15 protein-coding genes and 2 pseudogenes are annotated in these 18,773 nt (G+C 47.2%); 14 read left to right on the forward strand and 3 right to left on the reverse strand.

What is annotated here, in order from left to right; all coding sequences use genetic code 11:
• The 5 genes from LDL18_RS00805 to LDL18_RS00825 form a co-directional block, all read left to right on the forward strand.
• The coding region (locus LDL18_RS00805) for a ubiquinone/menaquinone biosynthesis methyltransferase (protein WP_296506140.1) at window positions 1-373 on the forward strand (373 nt) is incomplete at its 5' end.
• A gap of 3 nt (window positions 374-376) precedes the next feature.
• Complete coding sequence (gene ubiB / locus LDL18_RS00810; protein ID WP_296506144.1) at window positions 377-1,912, forward strand: 2-polyprenylphenol 6-hydroxylase; 1,536 nt, start codon at window positions 377-379, stop codon at window positions 1,910-1,912.
• 24 nt (window positions 1,913-1,936) lie between these two features.
• Window positions 1,937-3,190, forward strand: a complete 1,254-nt coding sequence (gene coaBC / locus LDL18_RS00815; protein ID WP_296506146.1) for a bifunctional phosphopantothenoylcysteine decarboxylase/phosphopantothenate--cysteine ligase CoaBC — start codon at window positions 1,937-1,939, stop codon at window positions 3,188-3,190.
• Between the two features lie 31 nt (window positions 3,191-3,221).
• A complete protein-coding gene (gene dut, locus LDL18_RS00820) occupies window positions 3,222-3,662 on the forward strand; it encodes a dUTP diphosphatase (protein WP_296506148.1) in 441 nt (146 codons plus the stop codon).
• Window positions 3,659-4,417 (forward strand): HesA/MoeB/ThiF family protein, encoded by a 759-nt coding sequence (locus LDL18_RS00825; RefSeq protein WP_296506150.1) that lies wholly within the window; start codon window positions 3,659-3,661, stop codon window positions 4,415-4,417. The genes dut and LDL18_RS00825 overlap by 4 nt, the downstream gene beginning before the upstream one ends.
• A gap of 397 nt (window positions 4,418-4,814) precedes the next feature.
• Here the strand turns inward: LDL18_RS00825 and topA are convergent, their stop codons facing one another.
• From topA to plsY, 3 genes are all read right to left on the reverse strand, one after another.
• A complete protein-coding gene (topA, locus tag LDL18_RS00830; protein ID WP_296506153.1) occupies window positions 4,815-8,528 on the reverse strand; it encodes a type I DNA topoisomerase in 3,714 nt (1,237 codons plus the stop codon).
• A 151-nt stretch (window positions 8,529-8,679) separates the two neighbouring features.
• On the reverse strand, window positions 8,680-9,837 hold the full coding sequence (gene dprA, locus LDL18_RS00835; protein WP_296506155.1) for a DNA-processing protein DprA: 1,158 nt from the start codon (window positions 9,835-9,837) through the stop codon (window positions 8,680-8,682).
• A gap of 49 nt (window positions 9,838-9,886) precedes the next feature.
• Entirely contained in the window at window positions 9,887-10,525 is a 639-nt protein-coding gene (plsY, locus tag LDL18_RS00840; protein WP_296506157.1) for a glycerol-3-phosphate 1-O-acyltransferase PlsY, read from the reverse strand.
• A gap of 293 nt (window positions 10,526-10,818) precedes the next feature.
• Between plsY and LDL18_RS00845 the strand changes: the two genes are divergently transcribed.
• The 9 genes and pseudogenes from LDL18_RS00845 to LDL18_RS00885 all read left to right on the forward strand — a co-directional run.
• Window positions 10,819-12,231 (forward strand): MFS transporter, encoded by a 1,413-nt coding sequence (locus LDL18_RS00845; protein WP_296506159.1) that lies wholly within the window; start codon window positions 10,819-10,821, stop codon window positions 12,229-12,231.
• A 24-nt stretch (window positions 12,232-12,255) separates the two neighbouring features.
• Window positions 12,256-13,086 carry a glutamate racemase gene (murI, locus tag LDL18_RS00850; protein WP_296506161.1) on the forward strand — a complete coding sequence of 277 codons (831 nt, stop codon included), beginning with the start codon at window positions 12,256-12,258 and terminating at the stop codon, window positions 13,084-13,086.
• A 134-nt stretch (window positions 13,087-13,220) separates the two neighbouring features.
• Window positions 13,221-14,435 (forward strand): 5-aminolevulinate synthase, encoded by a 1,215-nt coding sequence (gene hemA, locus LDL18_RS00855; protein ID WP_296506163.1) that lies wholly within the window; start codon window positions 13,221-13,223, stop codon window positions 14,433-14,435.
• A gap of 218 nt (window positions 14,436-14,653) precedes the next feature.
• A complete protein-coding gene (gene rpiB / locus LDL18_RS00860) occupies window positions 14,654-15,127 on the forward strand; it encodes a ribose 5-phosphate isomerase B (RefSeq protein ID WP_011241022.1) in 474 nt (157 codons plus the stop codon).
• Between the two features lie 19 nt (window positions 15,128-15,146).
• A complete protein-coding gene (gene glyA / locus LDL18_RS00865) occupies window positions 15,147-16,436 on the forward strand; it encodes a serine hydroxymethyltransferase (protein ID WP_296506171.1) in 1,290 nt (429 codons plus the stop codon).
• Window positions 16,437-16,440: 4 nt separating this feature from the next.
• Window positions 16,441-16,911 carry a transcriptional regulator NrdR gene (gene nrdR / locus LDL18_RS00870; protein WP_296506172.1) on the forward strand — a complete coding sequence of 157 codons (471 nt, stop codon included), beginning with the start codon at window positions 16,441-16,443 and terminating at the stop codon, window positions 16,909-16,911.
• Window positions 16,908-17,639, forward strand: a complete 732-nt coding sequence (locus LDL18_RS00875; RefSeq protein ID WP_296506174.1) for an RNA methyltransferase — start codon at window positions 16,908-16,910, stop codon at window positions 17,637-17,639. Before nrdR ends, LDL18_RS00875 begins: the two co-directional genes overlap by 4 nt.
• A gap of 401 nt (window positions 17,640-18,040) precedes the next feature.
• Window positions 18,041-18,247, forward strand: a pseudogene (locus LDL18_RS00880) (transposase); the annotation flags it as partial.
• Window positions 18,248-18,262: 15 nt separating this feature from the next.
• Window positions 18,263-18,682: pseudogene (locus LDL18_RS00885) on the forward strand (IS5 family transposase); the annotation flags it as partial.
• Window positions 18,683-18,773 lie beyond the last annotated feature (91 nt).

Consider the following 18,773-nt stretch of genomic DNA (forward strand, 5'->3'; position numbering starts at 1 on the left):
TTTTAACGATAATGTTTTCGATGCGTATACTATAGCTTTTGGTATAAGAAATGTAACTCATATACAAAAGGCCTTAGATGAAGCTTGGCGCGTCTTAAAAGTTGGAGGTCGTTTCTTCTGCATGGAATTTTCTCAGACGAAATGGCCGGGATTTTCTAATCTTTACAAAGTATATTCGACGCATATTGTGCCTAAAATCGGCCAATTATTGGCCAATGATGAAGGTAGTTATCGCTATCTTATTGAATCGATCGAAAGATTCCCGAATTTAGAAAAATTCTCTGACATGATTAAATCTGCAGGTTTTGTTCAAATACGTGCAAGACCTATTTTAGGCGGTTTGGTCGCGATACATAGCGGTTGGAAAGTCTAATTAATGACATTAGCCGTTGTCCATCTCTGGCGATTATTTCGCTGGGGCAGAATATTATCAAAGCATGGTATTTTAAAAGCAGCAGAGAATTCTACAACTTTTCCATTTTCTTTTCGCTTTGCAATAAAATTGCTGCAATTAGGAGGGCATGTCGAAAATACGCCTGATTATGCAGGTGCTTTTGTAGCTTTAGGGCCTTCTGCAATCAAATTTGGTCAGACTTTGGCAACTCGTCCCGATTTAATTGGAGATGCTGCAGCCAATCAATTGGCCTGTTTACAAGATTCGGTTCCACCCTTGCCGTTTAAAGATATTCGTCCGGTGATCGAAAATACCTTGGGTTGCCCTATTGAGAAATCCTTTCGCTTTTTTAATGAAATCCCTATTGGTTCAGCCTCTATTGCTCAAGTGTATCAAGCAGAAACTCTTGATGGTGACATGGTTGCCGTCAAAGTGCTTCGCCCTGGCATAAAACAGGCTTTTCGGAAAACCACGGAAACATATGAATGGACAGCCTCAAAAATAGAGTCATGGAATGATGAGTTTATCCGCTTGCGCCCTAAATTAGTTGTCAAAACTTTTCGTCAATGGACAATACGCGAGCTGGATTTAAGGAGAGAGGCTGCTTCTGCTTCTGAACTTGCCGAAAATATGGGGGTTATCCCTGATTTCAAAGTTCCCGCAATAGACTGGAGTCGAACATCTCAGTCTATGATGACGATGCAATGGATAGATGGCATCAAACTTTCAGACCATCAAAAATTAAAAGAAGCAGGCTATGATTTAAAATCTTTGGCAACACGTCTTGTTCGCAGTTTTTTAAGACAGGCGATTGCCGATGGTTTTTTTCATGCAGATCTTCATCACGGCAATCTGTTTGCATTAAAAGATGGATCTCTTGCTGTTGTTGATTTTGGTATTATGGGACGAATTGACAAAAAAGCCCGCCGCTGGTTAGCTGAAATATTATATGGCCTTATTGCAGGTAACTATTCTCGAATAGCTGAAATTCATTTCGAGGCAGGTTATGTACCGCCTCATCATGACATGGCAGAATTTACGACTGCATTGCGAGCTATTGGCGAACCTATCAGAGGATTATCCGTTCGCGATATTTCTATTAGTCATATGCTAGATGGATTATTTGCCATAACGCGCGAATTTGAAATGCAAACCCAGCCTCATCTTTTACTTTTACAAAAAACGATGGTTGTCGTTGAAGGTGTTGCAACCTCTTTATATCCTGATATCAATTTATGGGATACAGCAGAGCCTTTTGTCCGAGAATGGCTGCGATCAGAGCTGGGGCCTGAGGCTAAAATAGCGGAAGAATTCCATAAAACACTTAATACTATGAAGCGATTGCCGGATATAATTGATCGCATGGATCAATATTACCCCCATCCTACTATAGAAGAGCAGCTCTATCCTGTAGATAATAAAGTGCCTGTTAAATCTATAACAGGTCACTATGTATCCTTGATAACCCTAGCCGCATTTATTCTCGGAATAGTTCTTGGTCACCACCATTTTTTTTAATCCCTTTTCAAATAGAGATAATTTATGTCTTCTTTTTTAAACGGAAAGCGAATCCTGTTGGTTATTTCGGGCAGCATTGCAGCGATCAAGGCTCCGGATATAATCCGCTTATTCCGAAGGAAAAAAGCCGACATACGCTGTCTTGTCACAAAGGGTGGCGCGCATTTTATAACACCTCTTGCTCTTGCAAGCTTGTCAGGGCATCCAGTTGCTCAGGATATGTGGGATGAAAGTGAAGAATCCTCAATTCGCCATATTCGCTTAGCGCGTGAAGCGGATGTCATTATTGTTGCACCCGCATCAGCTGATTTTATCTCAAAAATGGCGAATGGTTTGGCTAACGATTTAGCTTCGACTGTTATCCTTGCCGCAGACAGCCCTATTTTAGTGGCGCCTGCGATGAACCATCGAATGTGGCATCATTCAGCAACGCAACGAAATATTCATCGACTAAAATCTGATGGAATCGCTTTTATTGATCCAGAAGCGGGGCCTATGGCTTGTGGCGAAACAGGGATTGGGCGGTTAGCCGATCCAGAGGACATTATTTTATCTACAGAATCGCTTTTAGCTCGTGAAGAAAATCATCAGAGTTTAAAAAACAGGCATTTTATCGTGACGGCGGGACCAACATATGAGCCGATTGATCCAGTCCGTTATTTGGCTAATCGCTCTTCTGGGAAACAAGGCTTTGCTATTGCTGAAGCTTTACAAAAGTCAGGTGCAAAAGTCACCCTCATCGCGGGTCCTGTTTATCAAGCTACACCAGATGGTGTAGATCGCGTGAATGTTGAAACGGCTATTGAAATGGAAGAGGCTGTTGAAGCAGCGCTTCCCGCCGATGGTGCGATTTTCACAGCAGCGGTTGCTGACTGGAGATTTCGTTATTCTCCTTATAAATATAAAAAAGGCCGATCTGCCCCCGACCTTACACTGATAGAAAATCCAGATATTTTATCGACGATATCTCATAAAAAAACAGATCGCCCATTCTTGGTTATCGGTTTTGCAGCAGAATCAGAAGATTTATTGGAAAATGCAAAGTTAAAGTTACAGAAAAAAGGTTGTGACTGGGTAATTGCCAATTCTGTTATTGGAAATGAAGAAGCTCCTTCGGCAATGGGCGGGGACTATAATAAAATTTCTATTATCAGTCACGCTGATGTAGAAAACTGGGCGCTTATGTCTAAAAAAGAGATCGCCCTTCATTTAGTGAGTAAAATTGCGGACTATTTTAACCTCGCTAACAATTTTCCATCCTCAATTATATCAAAATAAGATTTTGCTTGGTAGAGAGGGATATCGTCTAATGAAAATAAAAGTTGAAATAAAACGTCTATCCCATGGCACAGACCTCCCCTTCCCTTCTTATGCTAGTGAGGGCGCTGCTGGAATGGATGTCGTGTCAGCAGAGGACGTAATTTTGCAACCGATGCAACGGTATCCGGTTAAAACCGGTTTTGCTATATCTATTCCCAAAGGATATGAAATTCAGGTTCGTGCCAGATCTGGTCTAGCCTTAAAGCATGGCATCGCTTGCCCTAACGCCCCAGGAACCATTGATTCCGATTATCGGGGTGAGATCAAGATTCTGCTTATTAATTTGAGCAACGAAGCTTTTGAAATTAAAAGAGGTGACCGTATTGCCCAGTTGATCTTGGCTCCCGTAACGCAGGCTGTCTTTTACGAGGTTACTGATTTGGATAATACCGAACGCGGACAGAACGGATTTGGATCAACCGGCATATGATACTTACGGATAATCAGCTCGATCGCTATGCTCGTCATATTATTTTACCTGAAATCGGTGGTAAGGGGCAAAAAAAACTATTATCGGCTCATGTCGCTATTGTAGGCGCTGGGGGTATTGGTTCTCCAGTCATTCAATATTTAGCTGCTGCTGGTGTCGGGCGGCTTACTATCATTGATAATGACGAGGTTTCACTTTCGAATCTGCAGCGGCAAACGCTTTTCGCGACACGTGATGTCGGAGCGCATAAAGTGGCTATGGCTGCTAATGTCGTCCAACGTCTAAATCCTGATGTTAAAGTATTACCTTATGACCAGAAGCTGGATGCAGATAATGCTGAGAAGCTGCTTGGTCAGGCTGACGTTATTGTGGATGGCAGTGATAATTTTGGAACCCGTTTGGTTGTCAGCGATATAGCAACAGAGTTGAAAATTCCTTTGGTATCCGCTGCTGTTATTCGTTTTGAAGCACAGTTAGCTGTTTTTAAAGGGTATGAAGCAAGTAAACCTTGTTATCGCTGCTTTGTCGGTGATGATCCAGGTGAACCGGAGATGACTTGTTCAGCTCAAGGTGTTCTCGGTGCATTGACTGGAACTATCGGAAGTTTAGCTGCGATTGAGACTGTCCGCTTGATTACAGGATTTGGTTCCGAGAGCGGCGACAAACTACTGCTGATTGATGCCAAAGATTTTCGTTTCAGAACCGTCTCTTTGAGAAAAGACCCGAATTGTTGTTGCAGCCATAGCGAGGAATAGCTTTGGGTTGATTGGGTGAAGACATTAGATTTTAAGAGTATGATAGGGGCGATAACTAAGGGAGTATAAAGTCATCTTATGCGCTAAAGCGGCATGGAATAGATGATAGATAAATAGAGCGCTCTGTCTATCTTTAAGGGCACCTTGTTAGGCGTGGCATTGCTGTCTTTTGAAGTGGAGGCTTGATACTATCGACTTGAGTTATAGCTCGCATTTAATAATCACTTTGCAGATTGAAATCAGAGGGGCTGTAAAAATAGGTTGTGATTAAAGCCGTTGCTGTCCTTGGGTTGAATAGATAGTCAGGCATTTGCAAGCGAAGCTGGAAAGATCAGAGTATAAGAAACTAAGAATGTAAAGTAGAAACGGGATAGCCATGGCTATCCCGTTTTTGTTTTTATTTGGCTACTTCGTCTTTTGAGGGGGCCTTTTTAGACACCGTTTTTTTGGTGGCTGTCTTTTTGGGGCTAGCCTTTGTTGCGGTGCTTTTTGAAGTGGTTTTCTTTACCACTGTTTTTTTCGCGACAGCTTTCTTAGCAGGTGCCTTTTCGGGAGGGGCGCTGCCGTCTTCCGAAGCGGTGCTATCGGTCGTGGTTGACTTTTTGGTCGCGGTTTTTGGTGTCGCCTTTTTAGGGGCGGCTTTCTTAGTAGGGGTCTTTTTGGCCGTGCTTTTCTTAGCGGCGGCCTTTTTGGTTTTCTTCTTTTTCGGCATTTTGGCGCGGGCTTCTAATAACGCCAAAGCCTCTTCGAAAGTTAGGCTTTCGGGGGTTGTGTCTTTTGGTAAAGAGGCATTGGTTTCGCCATCGGTAACATAGGGCCCGTAGCGGCCATTCATCAGTTGAACTGGCTTTTCTGTGACGGGGCTGTCGCCTAAAACCTTCAAGGGTTCGCGGGATAATGTCGCACCGGTGCGACCCTTATTTTGGGCGGCTTCGGCCAGTTTTACAACAGCCCTGTCGATGTCAATGTCCAACAGCTCTTCAGTCGAAGACAGGCGGGCATATTTGCCATCACAATTCAGATAGGGGCCATAACGTCCGGTTCCGGCAATAATTATTTTGCCGCTTTCGGGATGAAGGCCAATTTCGCGAGGCAGTGCCAAGAGACGGCTGGCTAATGAAAAATCAACCTCCCTTGGATTGACATCGCGGGGGACAGAAACCCGTTTAGCGCTTTTACCCTCACCAAGCTGTATATAGGGCCCAAAACGGCCTGTCCGGCGTGTAACCGCCCTTGCTTTTCTGGAGTCTTCTTCCTCTTTGGCTTGTGCGTCCGCTTTGCTAGTGGCCGTATCATTGTCTTCTTCCAGAGCCACTTTTACTGATGAGGTCGCAGAAGAAGGCATGCTAGCCAGATGGGCGACATTATCTGAATGGCTGTTATCAGACGCTATAGCATGGCCGACATCATGGCCGGTAGAAACGGCGTTGCTATCAATCTTTGCATCACTTTTAGAGACAGAGGCATCGTCAGAAGAGACAGGGGCATCGTCAGAAGAGACAGAGGCATCGTTAGAATTGCGATCATGAGAGAACGCATTACTATCGGCACTATCGACACTATCGGCACTATCGGCACTATCGGCAGCTTCCTTGTGGTTGGATAGAACCGCATGACGGGCGTTATGATCGGTAGAACTACCCGTGTAAGCCGCCGCGATATCTCCATTACGATGAGATAGGGGTGCATTATCGGCATCCTGACGGGTAGAATCTGCCCCGCTACCGATATGCCCATCATGATCGGAGGCCGTAGCCTTATCGTCAGTAGAACCGCCTTTTTGAGCCGCCAGAATCGCGCCGCTGCTGTTATTTGCCTTGTTGTCGGAAATGGCAGCGTGATCTGCGTTATTTTTACCGGAAAGAGCCTGATTACGGATACCGGCTTGGTTGTCCGCATCGACTTCGTCAGAGGTTGCAGCCGCTGCCGAAGCCCCATGAGCCGAGGAATCCCCATTATTGCCGGAAGAAACCGTTTTGTCGTCTGTAAGGCTGGATTTGGGAGAGGTAGCCTCCCCTGTTGAAGAGAGGGGTTCGTCAGGGTCAAAAGGTAAATCGGCCGCAGAGGCTGCATTAGACGAAAGATCATCCTTGTCAGAAAGCGTCGTTTTAGCCGTCAAATCTTCTGTTTGATTGGATGCGTCAGAATAGCTGTCATCATCTGAATGATCGGCATTTTCAGGCATATATCCAAGCAAGACGGGTTCGTTATCGTCAACGCCGTCTTCCCCCTGTCCAAAGCCACGCGTGTATTTACATTCGGGATAGTTTGAGCAAGCAATAAAGGCACCGAAACGTCCCCCTTTTAACGCCAAACGACCCGTATGACAGGAGGGACATTCGCGGGGATCGTGACCATCGCCCTTGTCAGGGAAAAGCCAAGCTTCGAGGAATTTATCCAATTCCGCCGTGATGGCCGAGGGTTGTTGTTCCATGACTTCGGCGGTTTTGGGTCTGAAGTCATGCCAGAAAGCATCAAGGATATTTTGCCAATCAGCCCGCCCGCCGGAAATTTCGTCAAGGCTGTCTTCCAAGCCAGCGGTAAAGTCATAGCTGACATAACGTTCAAAGAAACGTTCGAGAAAGGCGGTGAGCAAACGTCCGGCTTCGCTGGGAATGAAGCGGTTGCGTTCCAACGTGACATAGGCGCGGTCTTTTAGAAGCTGAATGACCGAAGCGTAAGTGGATGGGCGACCGATGCCCAAATCTTCCATTTTTTTGACCAAGCTCGCTTCCGAATAACGGGGCGGCGGCTGGGTGAAATGTTGATCTGCCCTGACTTCTTTTTTCAAAGGGGCATCGCCTGCCCGCAATAAAGGCAAACGGGCGCGGCCTTCTTTGCCGTCGCGGTCATTGGCGTTATCGTCGGCACTTTCTTCATAAAGTGTCAGGAAACCAGAGAATAAGACCACCTGCCCCGTGACCCGCAAGACATTTTGTCCCGTGCCATCGGTTAAATCGACCGTTGTCCGTTCCAGCTTGGCGGAGGCCATCTGGCTGGCAAGGGCGCGTTTCCAGATCAGTTCATAAAGACGGGCATGATCGCCGCTGGCCGCTTTATCGCGGGAAAAATCGGTTGGCCGAATAGCCTCATGGGCTTCTTGGGCATTTTTGGCTTTGACCTGATATTGTCTCGGCTTGTCCGGCACAAAGCCGCCGTCATAGCGTTGGGTGATGGTTTTTCGAGCCGCGGCAATCGCGCTTTCATCCATCTGAACCCCGTCCGTCCGCATATAGGTGATAAGCCCTTCTTCATAAAGGCTTTGAGCGAGACGCATCGTATGGCTGGCCGCAAAACCCAATTTACGGGCGGCTTCCTGCTGCAAGGTCGAAGTGGTGAAAGGCGGTTGCGGATTACGGGAAACGGGTTTGGTTTCGACATTAGAAACCGTGAAATGGCCGGATTCAACATCGGATTTGGCGGCCTCGGCCTGTGCCTTATCGGCAATAGACAGTTTTTCGAGTTTTTGGCCGCGCCATTGGATAAGCCGTGAGGTAAAGCCGATATTGTCGGCTTCCATATCGGCCTCTACCGACCAATATTCTTGCGGTTTAAAGCCTTCTATTTCCTGTTCACGGTCAACCACCAGCCGTAAGGCGACTGATTGCACCCGTCCGGCAGATTTGGCGCTGGGTAATTTCCGCCATAAAATTGGAGAGAGCGTGAAACCGACGAGATAATCCAAAGCCCGACGCGCCAGATAGGCATTGATTAAATCATTATCCAGTTGGCGAGGATGCGCCATAGCATCGGTAACAGCCGCTTTGGTAATAGCGTTAAAGGTCACCCGTTCGACATCATCGGGTAACAGTTTTTTAGCCTTTAACCATTCGAGAATATGCCAGCTGATCGCTTCCCCTTCGCGGTCAGGGTCAGTCGCGAGAATGAGACTGTCAGACTCTTTTACCGCGTCTTCAATGGCTTTCAGGCGGTGGGCTTTGTCAGGGTAATTTTGCCATACCATGGAAAAGCCGTTGTCGGGATTAACAGAGCCATCCTTGGAGGGAAGATCGCGGATATGACCATAAGAGGCCAGCACCTGATAGCCCGACCCAAGATATTTTTCGATAGTTTTGGCCTTGGCCGGTGATTCGACAACAACGAGTTTCATGATACTCCTGACCATTCCGCGCAATTTACGGCGGAGAGTGAGCCTTTTTTTTCGTTATCAAAGGGGAAAATCCCTTTGAAAAAATGATAAACAGACAAGGGTTGATCTATTCTGTATTCGCGGGGCAGAGTTGAAAGCAACAAAAAATCATTCAAAAAAGCAGACTTACCCGTCCACCTGCATGACTTTCGAGCCGTCCAGCAAGCTCCATTTCCAATAAGATGGTTTGGATTATCGCATTTTCTAGCCCCGATTGCCGGATAAGTTCATTTACCCCGACAGGGGCTGAACCGATCAGACTTTGGATAGTTTCACGGTCTTTTGATCCGACCTCGGTAAGAGAGGGAGAAGAACGATAGGCAATCTGGCCATTTTCCAAGCCAGAAAAATGCGGTTCGAGAGGGCTTTTTTCGGTGGGTTCTTCAAAAAGGGCGGCCATGACAGAAACCGCTTCGATAATCTGATCGCTATTTTGGATCAATGTCGCCCCTTCCCTGATAAGCTGGTTACAGCCTTGGCTGCGCGCATCCATCGGAAAACCCGGAATGGCCATGACTTCCCGCCCGATTTCTGTCGCCAATTTCGCGGTAATTAAGGAACCGGATTTAGGAGAGGCCTCGACCACCAAAACGCCAAGGGCAATTCCAGCGATAATCCGGTTGCGGGCTGGAAAATGGCGGGCTTTCGGTTCGGTTTTGGGCGGCATTTCACTGACCACCAAACCTTTTTCTGAAATAGCCTGCTGCAATTCTTTGTTTTCGGGTGGGTAAAAACTATCGAGACCCCCCGCAATAACCGCAAGCGTTTTATCTATCCCCGCCCCTTGATGCGCGGCGGTATCAATGCCGCGTGCCAGACCGGAGATAACCGGATAGCCTTTTTTCGCCAATTCTTGTCCGAGATCATAGGCAAAACGACAAGCCGCAGCCGAGGCATTCCGCGCCCCTACCATCGCAATACTGGGTTTTTGCAATAAGCGCGGATTCCCTTTTACCAAGAGAACTGGAGGGGCATTATCCAATTGATCGAGAAGCGGTGGATAATAAGGCGTATGGCGAAAAATATAACGCGCGCCTAAGGTTTTGACTTGCTCGATTTCTTCATTGACCGTTTTTTCAGAGGCGATTTTGGGCGCTTGGCCGCCGCCCCTTTTAGCCAGAAGCGGCACGGCTTTTAGTGCTTCTTGGGGTGACGAATATCGGGTTATCAATCGGTTATAGGTTACAGCCCCGATACGAGGCGTTCGGATAAGCCGTAAAGAGGCGCGGTAATCTTCCTCTGTCATAGACGGGAAGCGAGATGAGGTCATGACCTTGGCCTGTTATGGAATGAAGGCGTGTCGCCTTTGAATGAGGGCTTTATTGCGGGTCGCCGATACGGCTTTCCTGCCCTGATAACAGTCTTTTGATATTACCGCGATGTCGCCACAATAATAAAATCGTCATACCGGAGAAAAGCGCCATATAGACCTGATGAATTTCGTGAGACGCAGGCATAAACATGACCGAAATTGTGGCGGCAATCGCGCCAACCATGCCGCCGACCGAGGAATAACGGCTAATTTTAGCCGATAGAAGCCATGCAACAGCAAAAACTACGCCCGCGACCCACCAAGCGGCAAAGGAAACACCAAGCATGGTCGCGACCCCTTTCCCACCACGAAAGCCAAGCCAGACCGGATAGCAATGGCCGATAAAGGCCGCCGCCCCTGCAATCAATGTGAGATCAGGGGCGCATCCGGTTTTTTGATAGAGGTGATAGGAAAAACCATGAGCGAGAAGAACGGCCAAAGCGCCTTTGCCGATGTCAAAAAACAAGGTCAGAGCCGCCAAATCTTTCCGTCCCGTTCTGAGAACATTGGTGGCACCGATATTCCCTGAACCGACCTGCCGGACATCAACAGAACCGAAAAGACGAGCTAAAATCAGGCCAAAAGGCACCGATCCCAACAGATAGCCCATCGTAAAAATCAGAACTGCAATCATCTCTAGCGACATGGATTCTGCCTTTATCATTCCAAATATGCTTCAAAATGGAAGCTTTAAAGCGGAATGAAAAAGGGAAAGCAAGGTCAATGATTTTTAAGAGAGACGGCAGTCACGCCATAAAAGGAAAAGAAATTTCAATTTTTGAGTAATGAAAATTTTTAAAACAATTCAGAAGAGACATATTTTGTGGTCTGGCGGTAGTATTTTTCAAAATTTGAAGACATAGACGGTCTGATAAAAAATATACGCCTTGTTTCATTTCTTATTTGAAGCAGAATACGTCGAGCCTTGATGGATATTTTATGATGCCAGACGACCCAAAAAACGGCCAAACGAATTCTTCTGATCTTGAGGGGATGACCCGACAGAACAGAAATCAGGCGATGGGTGCCATATCGGTTTCTGTGGCGATGGCCATTCTTGATACCGCTATTGTCAACACCGCTTTACCTTCAATCGCGCGTGACCTTGGCACCGGACATTCGGATTCTGTCTGGATTATTACCGCCTATCAAATGTCGATGGTGGCTGCCATGCTACCTTTTGCGGCCTATGGCGACTTAAAAGGCCATCGAAAAGTGTTTTTGACTGGCCTTGCTGTGTTTATTCTGGCCTCTTTGGCCTGTGGACTATCGCCGTCTTTTCTGGGTTTGGTAGCCGCGCGTTTTGTGCAAGGCATTGGGGCTGCGGCGATTATGTCGGCCAATACGGCTTTGGTACGTCAAATATATCCTGCCCATATGTTGGGAAGAGGGCTTGGCCTAAATGCCCTTGTTATGGCGGTTAGCTTTGCCGCGGGCCCGCCAATGGCTTCAATTATTTTGTCTTTCACCTCGTGGCATTGGTTGTTTTTAATCAATGTTCCCGTCTGTATTTTAGCCTTTTTCCTGTCATGGCAAAAATTACCGAAAGAAAATAAAGGTAAGAGCCAGAAATTTGATATTATTCCGGCAGTTATCTGTGCCAGTCTATTTGCGTTATGGGTGCATGGTTTGGGACAGCTTGCCCATGGTTCTATGACTGCCCTTCCGATTATAGAAGAAGTCGTCGCCCTTCTTTTAGGCATATTCCTTGTCAGGCGGCAGTCTTCCCATGCAAGGCCATTATTGGCAGTTGATCTGTTTCGTATTTCCTTTTTCTCTTTATCAGCGATAACGGCTTTTTTAGCTTTCATTGTACAGGGTATGGTTTTTGTGGCGATGCCCTTTCTGTTGCAAGGCAAGCTCGGCTTTGATGTTATTATGACCGGATTTTTGATCGCCCCTTGGCCTTTGGCGGGTGCCTTTCTTGCACCGATTGCCGGACGTTTGTCCGATCGATATCCAGCGGGCATCTTAGGAGGGATTGGTCTTGCTCTTTTAGGTGTTGGTATTGGTTTTATTTCTATTTTACCGCCACATACGAAACCCTTTATCGCGATGATGATGATGGCATGGTCTGGCGGTGGATTCGGTTTTTTCCTGTCCCCCAATCAACGCGCCTTGATGAGTAGCGCCCCGCCAAGCCGGAGCGGTGCCGCCAGCGGCGTTTTAGGGCTATCCCGAATTTTAGGACAGACAACGGGCGCGACTTTGGTTGCCTTTTGCCTTTATCTTTCAACTGATCACGGTGCAGAAATCGCGTTGCGGATCGGTATTTTTATTGCCTTTTTGGCCTGTATGGTCAGTTTGTCGCGTTTGCTAAAGAAGCCGATTTTAAGAAAAAACCGCTCTTAGTGAGGCTCTATTCAAGGATAAAGAATGTCCTATCCTGTGTTGTTTTTTGATTCCGGTGTGGGCGGGTTATCGGTTTTGGCCGCCGTCAAAAAGACTTTGCCGGAAGCGCCCATCCTTTATGTCGCGGATAATGGCGGTTTTCCTTATGGCACCAAAAGTGAAGAAGAGATTGCGACCCGTGTGCCAGCTTTATTGGGGCGGTTAGTCGAAAGATATGATCCGTCCTTGTTAGTGATTGCCTGTAATACCGCCTCGACTATCGCCCTGCCCTTTATTCGGTCGGCTTTACAAATTCCGGTTGTCGGCACGGTGCCTGCAATCAAACCGGCGGCAAAATTATCAAAAAGCCATGTCTTTGGCGTGTTGGGGACAGAAGCGACCATTCGTCAGCCCTATGTCGATCATCTGTCAGAAGAATTTGCCAGCGATTGCACCGTGATACGGCAGGGATCTGCCAATCTGGTAACCTTAGCCGAGGCCAAATTACGGGGCGAAAAAAGCGATCTTGCCCTTTATCGTGAGGAATTAGACCGTCTGTTACAGCAGCCCAACGGTGACCAGATAGATGTCGTTGTTTTAGCTTGCACCCATTTTCCCTTGGTCAAAGAAGAATTAGAAGCCGTTGCGCCGCGTCCCCTGTTATTTATTGATGGTAGCGAAGGCATAGCGAGAAGAGCCAGATATTTGGCCGATCAATTAGCGAGTAAATGCGAATTAAAATCATTATGGCCGGTAAAGGCATATGAAAAAGCATCACCGCAAGGCCAGTTGCTTTATACATCACCGACTGAAATTCTTGCCCCTTTCAGGGAAAATATTAAGAAACGAGGATTAAACGAAATTGTCTTTCTCTGAAATCGACCAGATTATTTTGTTTTTTTCGTTTTTTCCCTAGTCTGATCTTTAAGACAGGGTTAAAAGCAGGATTATATCTTCCTTCTTATAGTCAGGCTGTCAAACAAGCCTCTTTCGTCAAAAGGATTCATCCTTTGGATTACAAACATATTTTTAGCCAAGCGATTGAGCGCCTGCATAAAGAAGGCCGCTATCGTGTATTTATCGATATTTTGCGGAATAAAGGCCATTTCCCCAATGCCCGTTGTTTCGCCGGTCATAATGGCCCAACCCCGATTACGGTTTGGTGTTCCAATGATTATTTGTCGATGGGGCAAAATCCCGAAGTCATTTCGGCGATGGAAGAAGCCCTGAATAATGTGGGTGCAGGATCAGGCGGCACCCGCAATATCAGCGGCACCACCCATTATCATAGCGAATTGGAAGCCGAGTTAGCGGAATGGCATGGCAAAGAAGCCGCCCTTACCTTTACGTCTGGTTTTGTGTCCAATGAAGCGACCTTGTCCACGATTGCCAAGGTTTTACCCGGTTGCGTCATCTTTTCCGATGAATTGAACCATGCTTCCATGATCGCTGGTATCCGTAATTCACGTTGTGAAAAGCGGATTTATCGGCATAATGATCTTGCCCATCTGGAAGAATTGCTGGCGGCTGAAAATCCAGATCTGCCGAAGCTGATCGCTTTTGAAAGCGTTTATTCCATGGAAGGCGATATTGCTCCTATTGCGGCAATTTGTGACCTTGCCGACAAATATAATGCCATTACCTATCTTGATGAAGTGCATGCTGTCGGTATGTATGGCCCGCGTGGTGCCGGTATTGCCGATCGTGAAGGCTTGGCCGATCGCCTGACGATCATTGAAGGCACCTTGGCAAAAGCTATTGGTGTCATGGGCGGTTATATCGCTGCCGATCAGTTGATCGTAGATGTCATCCGTTCCTATGCGCCTGGCTTTATCTTCTCCACTTCGCTTGCACCGGTATTGGCCGCAGGCGCTTTGGCCAGCATTCGCCATTTGAAGATATCTTCTAAAGAACGGGAAGCCCAGCAGAAGCATGCTGCTTTGTTAAAGCAGATGTTTAAGGAGGCTGGCTTGCCGGTTATGGCAACGACGACCCATATCGTCCCGTTATTTGTCGGTGATGCGGTCAAGACCAAGCGTATTTCGGATATTTTGCTGAATGAATATGGCGCTTATGTCCAGCCGATCAATTTCCCGACCGTCCCACGTGGCACTGAAAGACTGCGCTTTACCCCCGGCCCGACCCATAATGAAGCGATGCTGCGTGAATTAACTGACTCTTTGGTCGCGATTTGGCATCGCCTTGATATGCGTTTTGCTGCATAATTTATTATTTTATTTTAATTTTTGTTAAATAATGATAAAAACCGACCTGTTTTTGCTCTCAGGTCGGTTTTTTCTGCTTTTGATTAGAGCAAATGGTTTTCATTCCTGATTGAAATGCTTAAGAACAAAGGCGCTTTAAGGCCTGAAAGGGCTTGCTTTCTGGAATTTTATCTTGCTGGATAAAAAAACAGACAAGGTTTGACTTGGGGAAAATTTAGGTGACCTCTGCTGTGCCATCAAATACGAAAAAAAAGCTGGTGATTGCTTCTGATCACGCAGCATTTGAGTTGAAATCAACCTTGATTACTTGGCTGAAAGAGCTTGGTCATGAGGTCGAAGACCTTGGCCCTCATGAAAACCATTCAGTCGATTATCCCGATTACGGTTATAAGCTGGCTGTCGCGATCGCGGAAAAAACCGCTGATTTCGGTATTGCTTTATGTGGCTCGGGAATCGGTATCTCGATCGCTGTCAACCGCCATCCGGCTGCCCGTTGCGCTTTGATTACGGATAACCTTACTGCCCGTTTGGCAAGAGAACATAACAATGCCAATGTGATCGCTATGGGTGCGAGATTGATCGGCATTGAAACCGCTAAGGATTGTATTTCAGCTTTCCTTGCAACGCCGTTTGGAGGTGAACGTCATGTTCGCCGCATCGATAAACTTTCGAATCCTCAGTTCAATATCTAGTTTAAGGGCTTAATCCTCTATGACTAAAGAAACGGCATCTTTCTTTACCGATCGCTTGGCTGCGGCTGATCCCGATGTGTTGACGGCGATCAATCATGAATTGAACCGCCAGCGCAAGCAGATCGAGCTTATCGCTTCTGAAAATATTGTCAGCCGTGCTGTTCTGGAAGCGCAAGGCTCTGTCTTTACCAATAAATACGCTGAAGGCTATCCCGGTAAGCGCTATTATCAGGGTTGCGCCCCTTCCGATGAAATCGAATCTCTGGCGATCGATCGCGCCAAGAAATTATTCGGCAGCGAATTCGTCAATGTTCAGCCGCATTCCGGCGCGCAGGCAAATGGTGCCGTTCTTTTAGCGGTCGCGAAGCCCGGCGATACTATTATGGGCCTGTCTTTGGATGCCGGTGGGCATTTGACCCATGGTGCTAAGGCGGCCATGTCTGGCAAATGGTTCAATGCAGTTCAGTATGCGGTGCATCCTGAAACCCAGTTGATCGATTACGATCAGGTGCGCGATCTGGCTTTGAAGAACAAGCCACGTGTTATCATTGCTGGTGGTTCGGCCTATCCTCGCCATATCGATTTTGCCTTCTTCCGTAAGGTTGCCGATGAAGTCGGTGCTACCTTTATGGTCGATATGGCGCATTTTGCGGGTCTGGTTGCGGGTGGTGTGCATCCTTCGCCTGTGCCGCACGCCCATATCACGACGACGACGACGCATAAGACTTTGCGTGGCCCGCGCGGTGGTATGATCTTGACCGATGATCCGGCTTTGGCAAAGAAAATCAATTCGGCGGTCTTCCCCGGTATGCAGGGTGGCCCTTTGATGCATGTCATCGCGGCAAAAGCAGTTGCTTTCGGTGAGGCCTTGCAGCCTTCTTTCAAAGAATATGCAAAAGCCGTTGTCGAAAATGCTCAAGCCTTGGCTGCGCGCTTGAAAGAACGCGGTAGCGATTTGGTTACAGGTGGCACGGATACGCATCTGGCTTTGGTTGATCTTCGGCCTTTGGGTGTGACTGGCCGTGATGCCGATTGCGCTTTGGAACGCGCCGGTATCACCTGCAACAAAAACGGTATTCCTTTCGATCCGTTACCGCCAGTTAAAACCTCTGGTATCCGTTTGGGATCGCCAGCGGCGACGACCCGTGGTTTCCGTAAAGCGGAATTCCTTCAGGTCGCTGACATGATTGCTGATGTGCTTGATGCTTTGAGCAGCAAGGGCGAACAAGGTGATCCGGCGGTTGAAAACGCTGTTCGTCAGCGTGTCGAAGCGCTATGCGATCGCTTCCCTCTTTATCCGGAATTGTAATCTCTTGCGCTGTCCTTTTTGTTCTTGTGAAAATAGCCAAGTGAAAGATAGTCGTCCCACTGAAGATGGGACGGCTATCCGTCGGCGGCGGCAATGTGAAGAATGCGGTGCGCGATTTACGACTTTTGAACGCATCCATATGCGCGATATTGTCGTTATCAAAAAAGATGACCATCGCCAGCCTTTCGATCGCAGCAAGCTGATACGATCGGTCTCGATTGCCTGTCGAAAGCGGCCGATATCGCCCGATCAGATCGAACTTTTGGTTAATGCTATCCAACAGAAAATTGAGGCTTCGGGCGAAAGTGAGATTACGGCCGTTCGCCTTGGTGAAATGACGATGGAAGGCTTAAGGACGCTTGATAGTGTTGCTTATATTCGTTTTGCGAGCGTCTATAAGGACTTTACCGAAGCGCGTGATTTTGAAGATTTCGCTCGATCTGTCCGTTCTGTTATTGAAGCTGTCAAAGAATGAGTAAAGCTGTACCTGCTATTATCCTCGTCCGTCCGCAATTGGGCGAAAATATCGGTAAAGCGGCAAGAGCTATGCTCAATTTTGGGCTAGATGATTTGCGTCTTGTTGCGCCACGTGATGGATGGCCTAACCCTTCGGCGGGCCCTGCTGCGAGCGGGGCTGATCGCGTGTTACAACAAGCGCGCGTTTTTCCAACCGTCGCAGAAGCTGTAGCGGATTGTGCGCATGTCTATGCCACAACAGTTCGTAAGCGTGGCGTGACCAAGCCGGTGATGACCCCTGAACAGGCCGCGCAAACTATTCATGGACAAGAAGGTGGCGTTGGTATTCTTTTTGGCCCCGAAAGAGCCGGATTGGAAACGGATGATGTCGCTTTGGCAAGAACAATCATTACGGTTCCGGTTAACCCTGAATTTTCAAGTCTGAATTTGGCGCAGGCTGTTATTCTTGTGGCTTATGAATGGTCGAAGAAACAAATTTTGGTTCAGCCCACCAAAGTGGAAATGGAGCCACCTGCACCACAAGAAGAATTGGAAGCCATGATCGAGCATTTGGAAAATATGCTTGATAAAAATGGCTATTTTTTCCCAATACCGCGCATCCCGACAATCAAGAGAACTTTGCGGACGCTTTTGACCAAGCCGTCATGGAATAGCATGGAGATAAGGACATTGCGGGGCGTGCTTTCAACCTTGGAAAAACCAAGGCATAATGCCCATAAAGGATAAGCTATTAAGTTAAGGTAATATATCTAAGAAAAATACAATGCCCGTAGAAATGATGAGGCATAGTCTCTCTAAGAGGCTGATCGGAAAGTCATGGGTAGACATTTCTATTATGTAGTTGACCGTCGCAGAATGGCTGAAATCTGATATTTTTCGTAGAGAAAAGACGGTGCATCCGGCCACTAAGGGTTAGGTTCTGTTGACAAAGGGTATAATTTAAGATTTTCAGGGATAAATTGAGACCAAGTTTTTGTAGGGTAGGCAGGATGCGAGGAGATCTGACGGACGCGGAGTGGAATATAATAGAGGGTCTTCTTCCAAGCGAACGAGGCCGCAGCGCGCGTCCCGCAAAAAGTAATCGGTTGTTTCTCAATGGTATGCTTTAATTTCCTCGAACAGGCTGCCCGTGGCGAGATATGCATGAACGCTATGGAAAATGGAATGCGGTCTATGTTCGGTTTCGTAGGTGGGCGGAACAAGGTGTCTGGGACACTCTTCTTGAAACTCTCGTTGACCTTGGCCTGACGGATGAAGGGCAACATAGGATAGATAGCACGATCATTCTCGCCCACAGCCAAGCGGCTGTCGCAAAATGGGGACACAAAAGGTAAGGCTTTGGTCGAAGCCTCGGAGGCTTTACGAGCAAGATCCACGCCCGTTCCGATACTCAAGGCCGCCCTCTAGCTTTCGAACTGACGGGTGGTGAAGTCTCTGATTATTCAGGTGCCGACAGCTTGATAGATATTCCTGTCACAACGCCCCGCCATTTTCTCAGCAAAAAAGGATATGATAGCGATAAGCTACGCGAAAAACTGCTTTTTCGAGGTATCCTTCCTGTTATCCCGCCTCGCTCTAATCGAAAAGAGTACATCCCTTACGATCTACAGCACTACAAAGATCGTAATCATATCGAACGGATGTTCAATAAGTTGAAGCCGTTCAGCCGTATCGCCACCCGCTATGATAAAACCAAAAAATCTTTCCTCGCCTTCCTTCATCTCGCCGCTGTAAAATTATGGTTACCTTCCTTTGTCAGCAGAACCTAATCCGAAATTTTTCGAACAATAGCCCTATGTTAAGCTTCATCTATCTTTGAGAAGAGATGGAGAGAATGATGACATGGACAGGAATTGTCCG

This window comes from Zymomonas sp., from assembly GCF_020216885.1.
GTDB lineage: Bacteria > Pseudomonadota > Alphaproteobacteria > Sphingomonadales > Sphingomonadaceae > Zymomonas.

What these genes read in the sequence shown, in the direction of transcription:
- LDL18_RS00845 (WP_296506159.1), top strand. Translation starts at nt 10,819, where the DNA reads ATGATGCCAGACGACCCAAAAAACGGCCAAACGAATTCTTCTGATCTT.
- ubiB (WP_296506144.1), top strand. Translation starts at nt 377, where the DNA reads ATGACATTAGCCGTTGTCCATCTCTGGCGATTATTTCGCTGGGGCAGA.
- LDL18_RS00875 (WP_296506174.1), top strand. Translation starts at nt 16,908, where the DNA reads ATGAGTAAAGCTGTACCTGCTATTATCCTCGTCCGTCCGCAATTGGGC.
- glyA (WP_296506171.1), top strand. Translation starts at nt 15,147, where the DNA reads ATGACTAAAGAAACGGCATCTTTCTTTACCGATCGCTTGGCTGCGGCT.
- LDL18_RS00825 (WP_296506150.1), top strand. Translation starts at nt 3,659, where the DNA reads ATGATACTTACGGATAATCAGCTCGATCGCTATGCTCGTCATATTATT.
- plsY (WP_296506157.1), bottom strand. Translation starts at nt 10,525, where the DNA reads ATGTCGCTAGAGATGATTGCAGTTCTGATTTTTACGATGGGCTATCTG.
- dut (WP_296506148.1), top strand. Translation starts at nt 3,222, where the DNA reads ATGAAAATAAAAGTTGAAATAAAACGTCTATCCCATGGCACAGACCTC.
- murI (WP_296506161.1), top strand. Translation starts at nt 12,256, where the DNA reads ATGTCCTATCCTGTGTTGTTTTTTGATTCCGGTGTGGGCGGGTTATCG.
- topA (WP_296506153.1), bottom strand. Translation starts at nt 8,528, where the DNA reads ATGAAACTCGTTGTTGTCGAATCACCGGCCAAGGCCAAAACTATCGAA.
- dprA (WP_296506155.1), bottom strand. Translation starts at nt 9,837, where the DNA reads ATGACCTCATCTCGCTTCCCGTCTATGACAGAGGAAGATTACCGCGCC.
- coaBC (WP_296506146.1), top strand. Translation starts at nt 1,937, where the DNA reads ATGTCTTCTTTTTTAAACGGAAAGCGAATCCTGTTGGTTATTTCGGGC.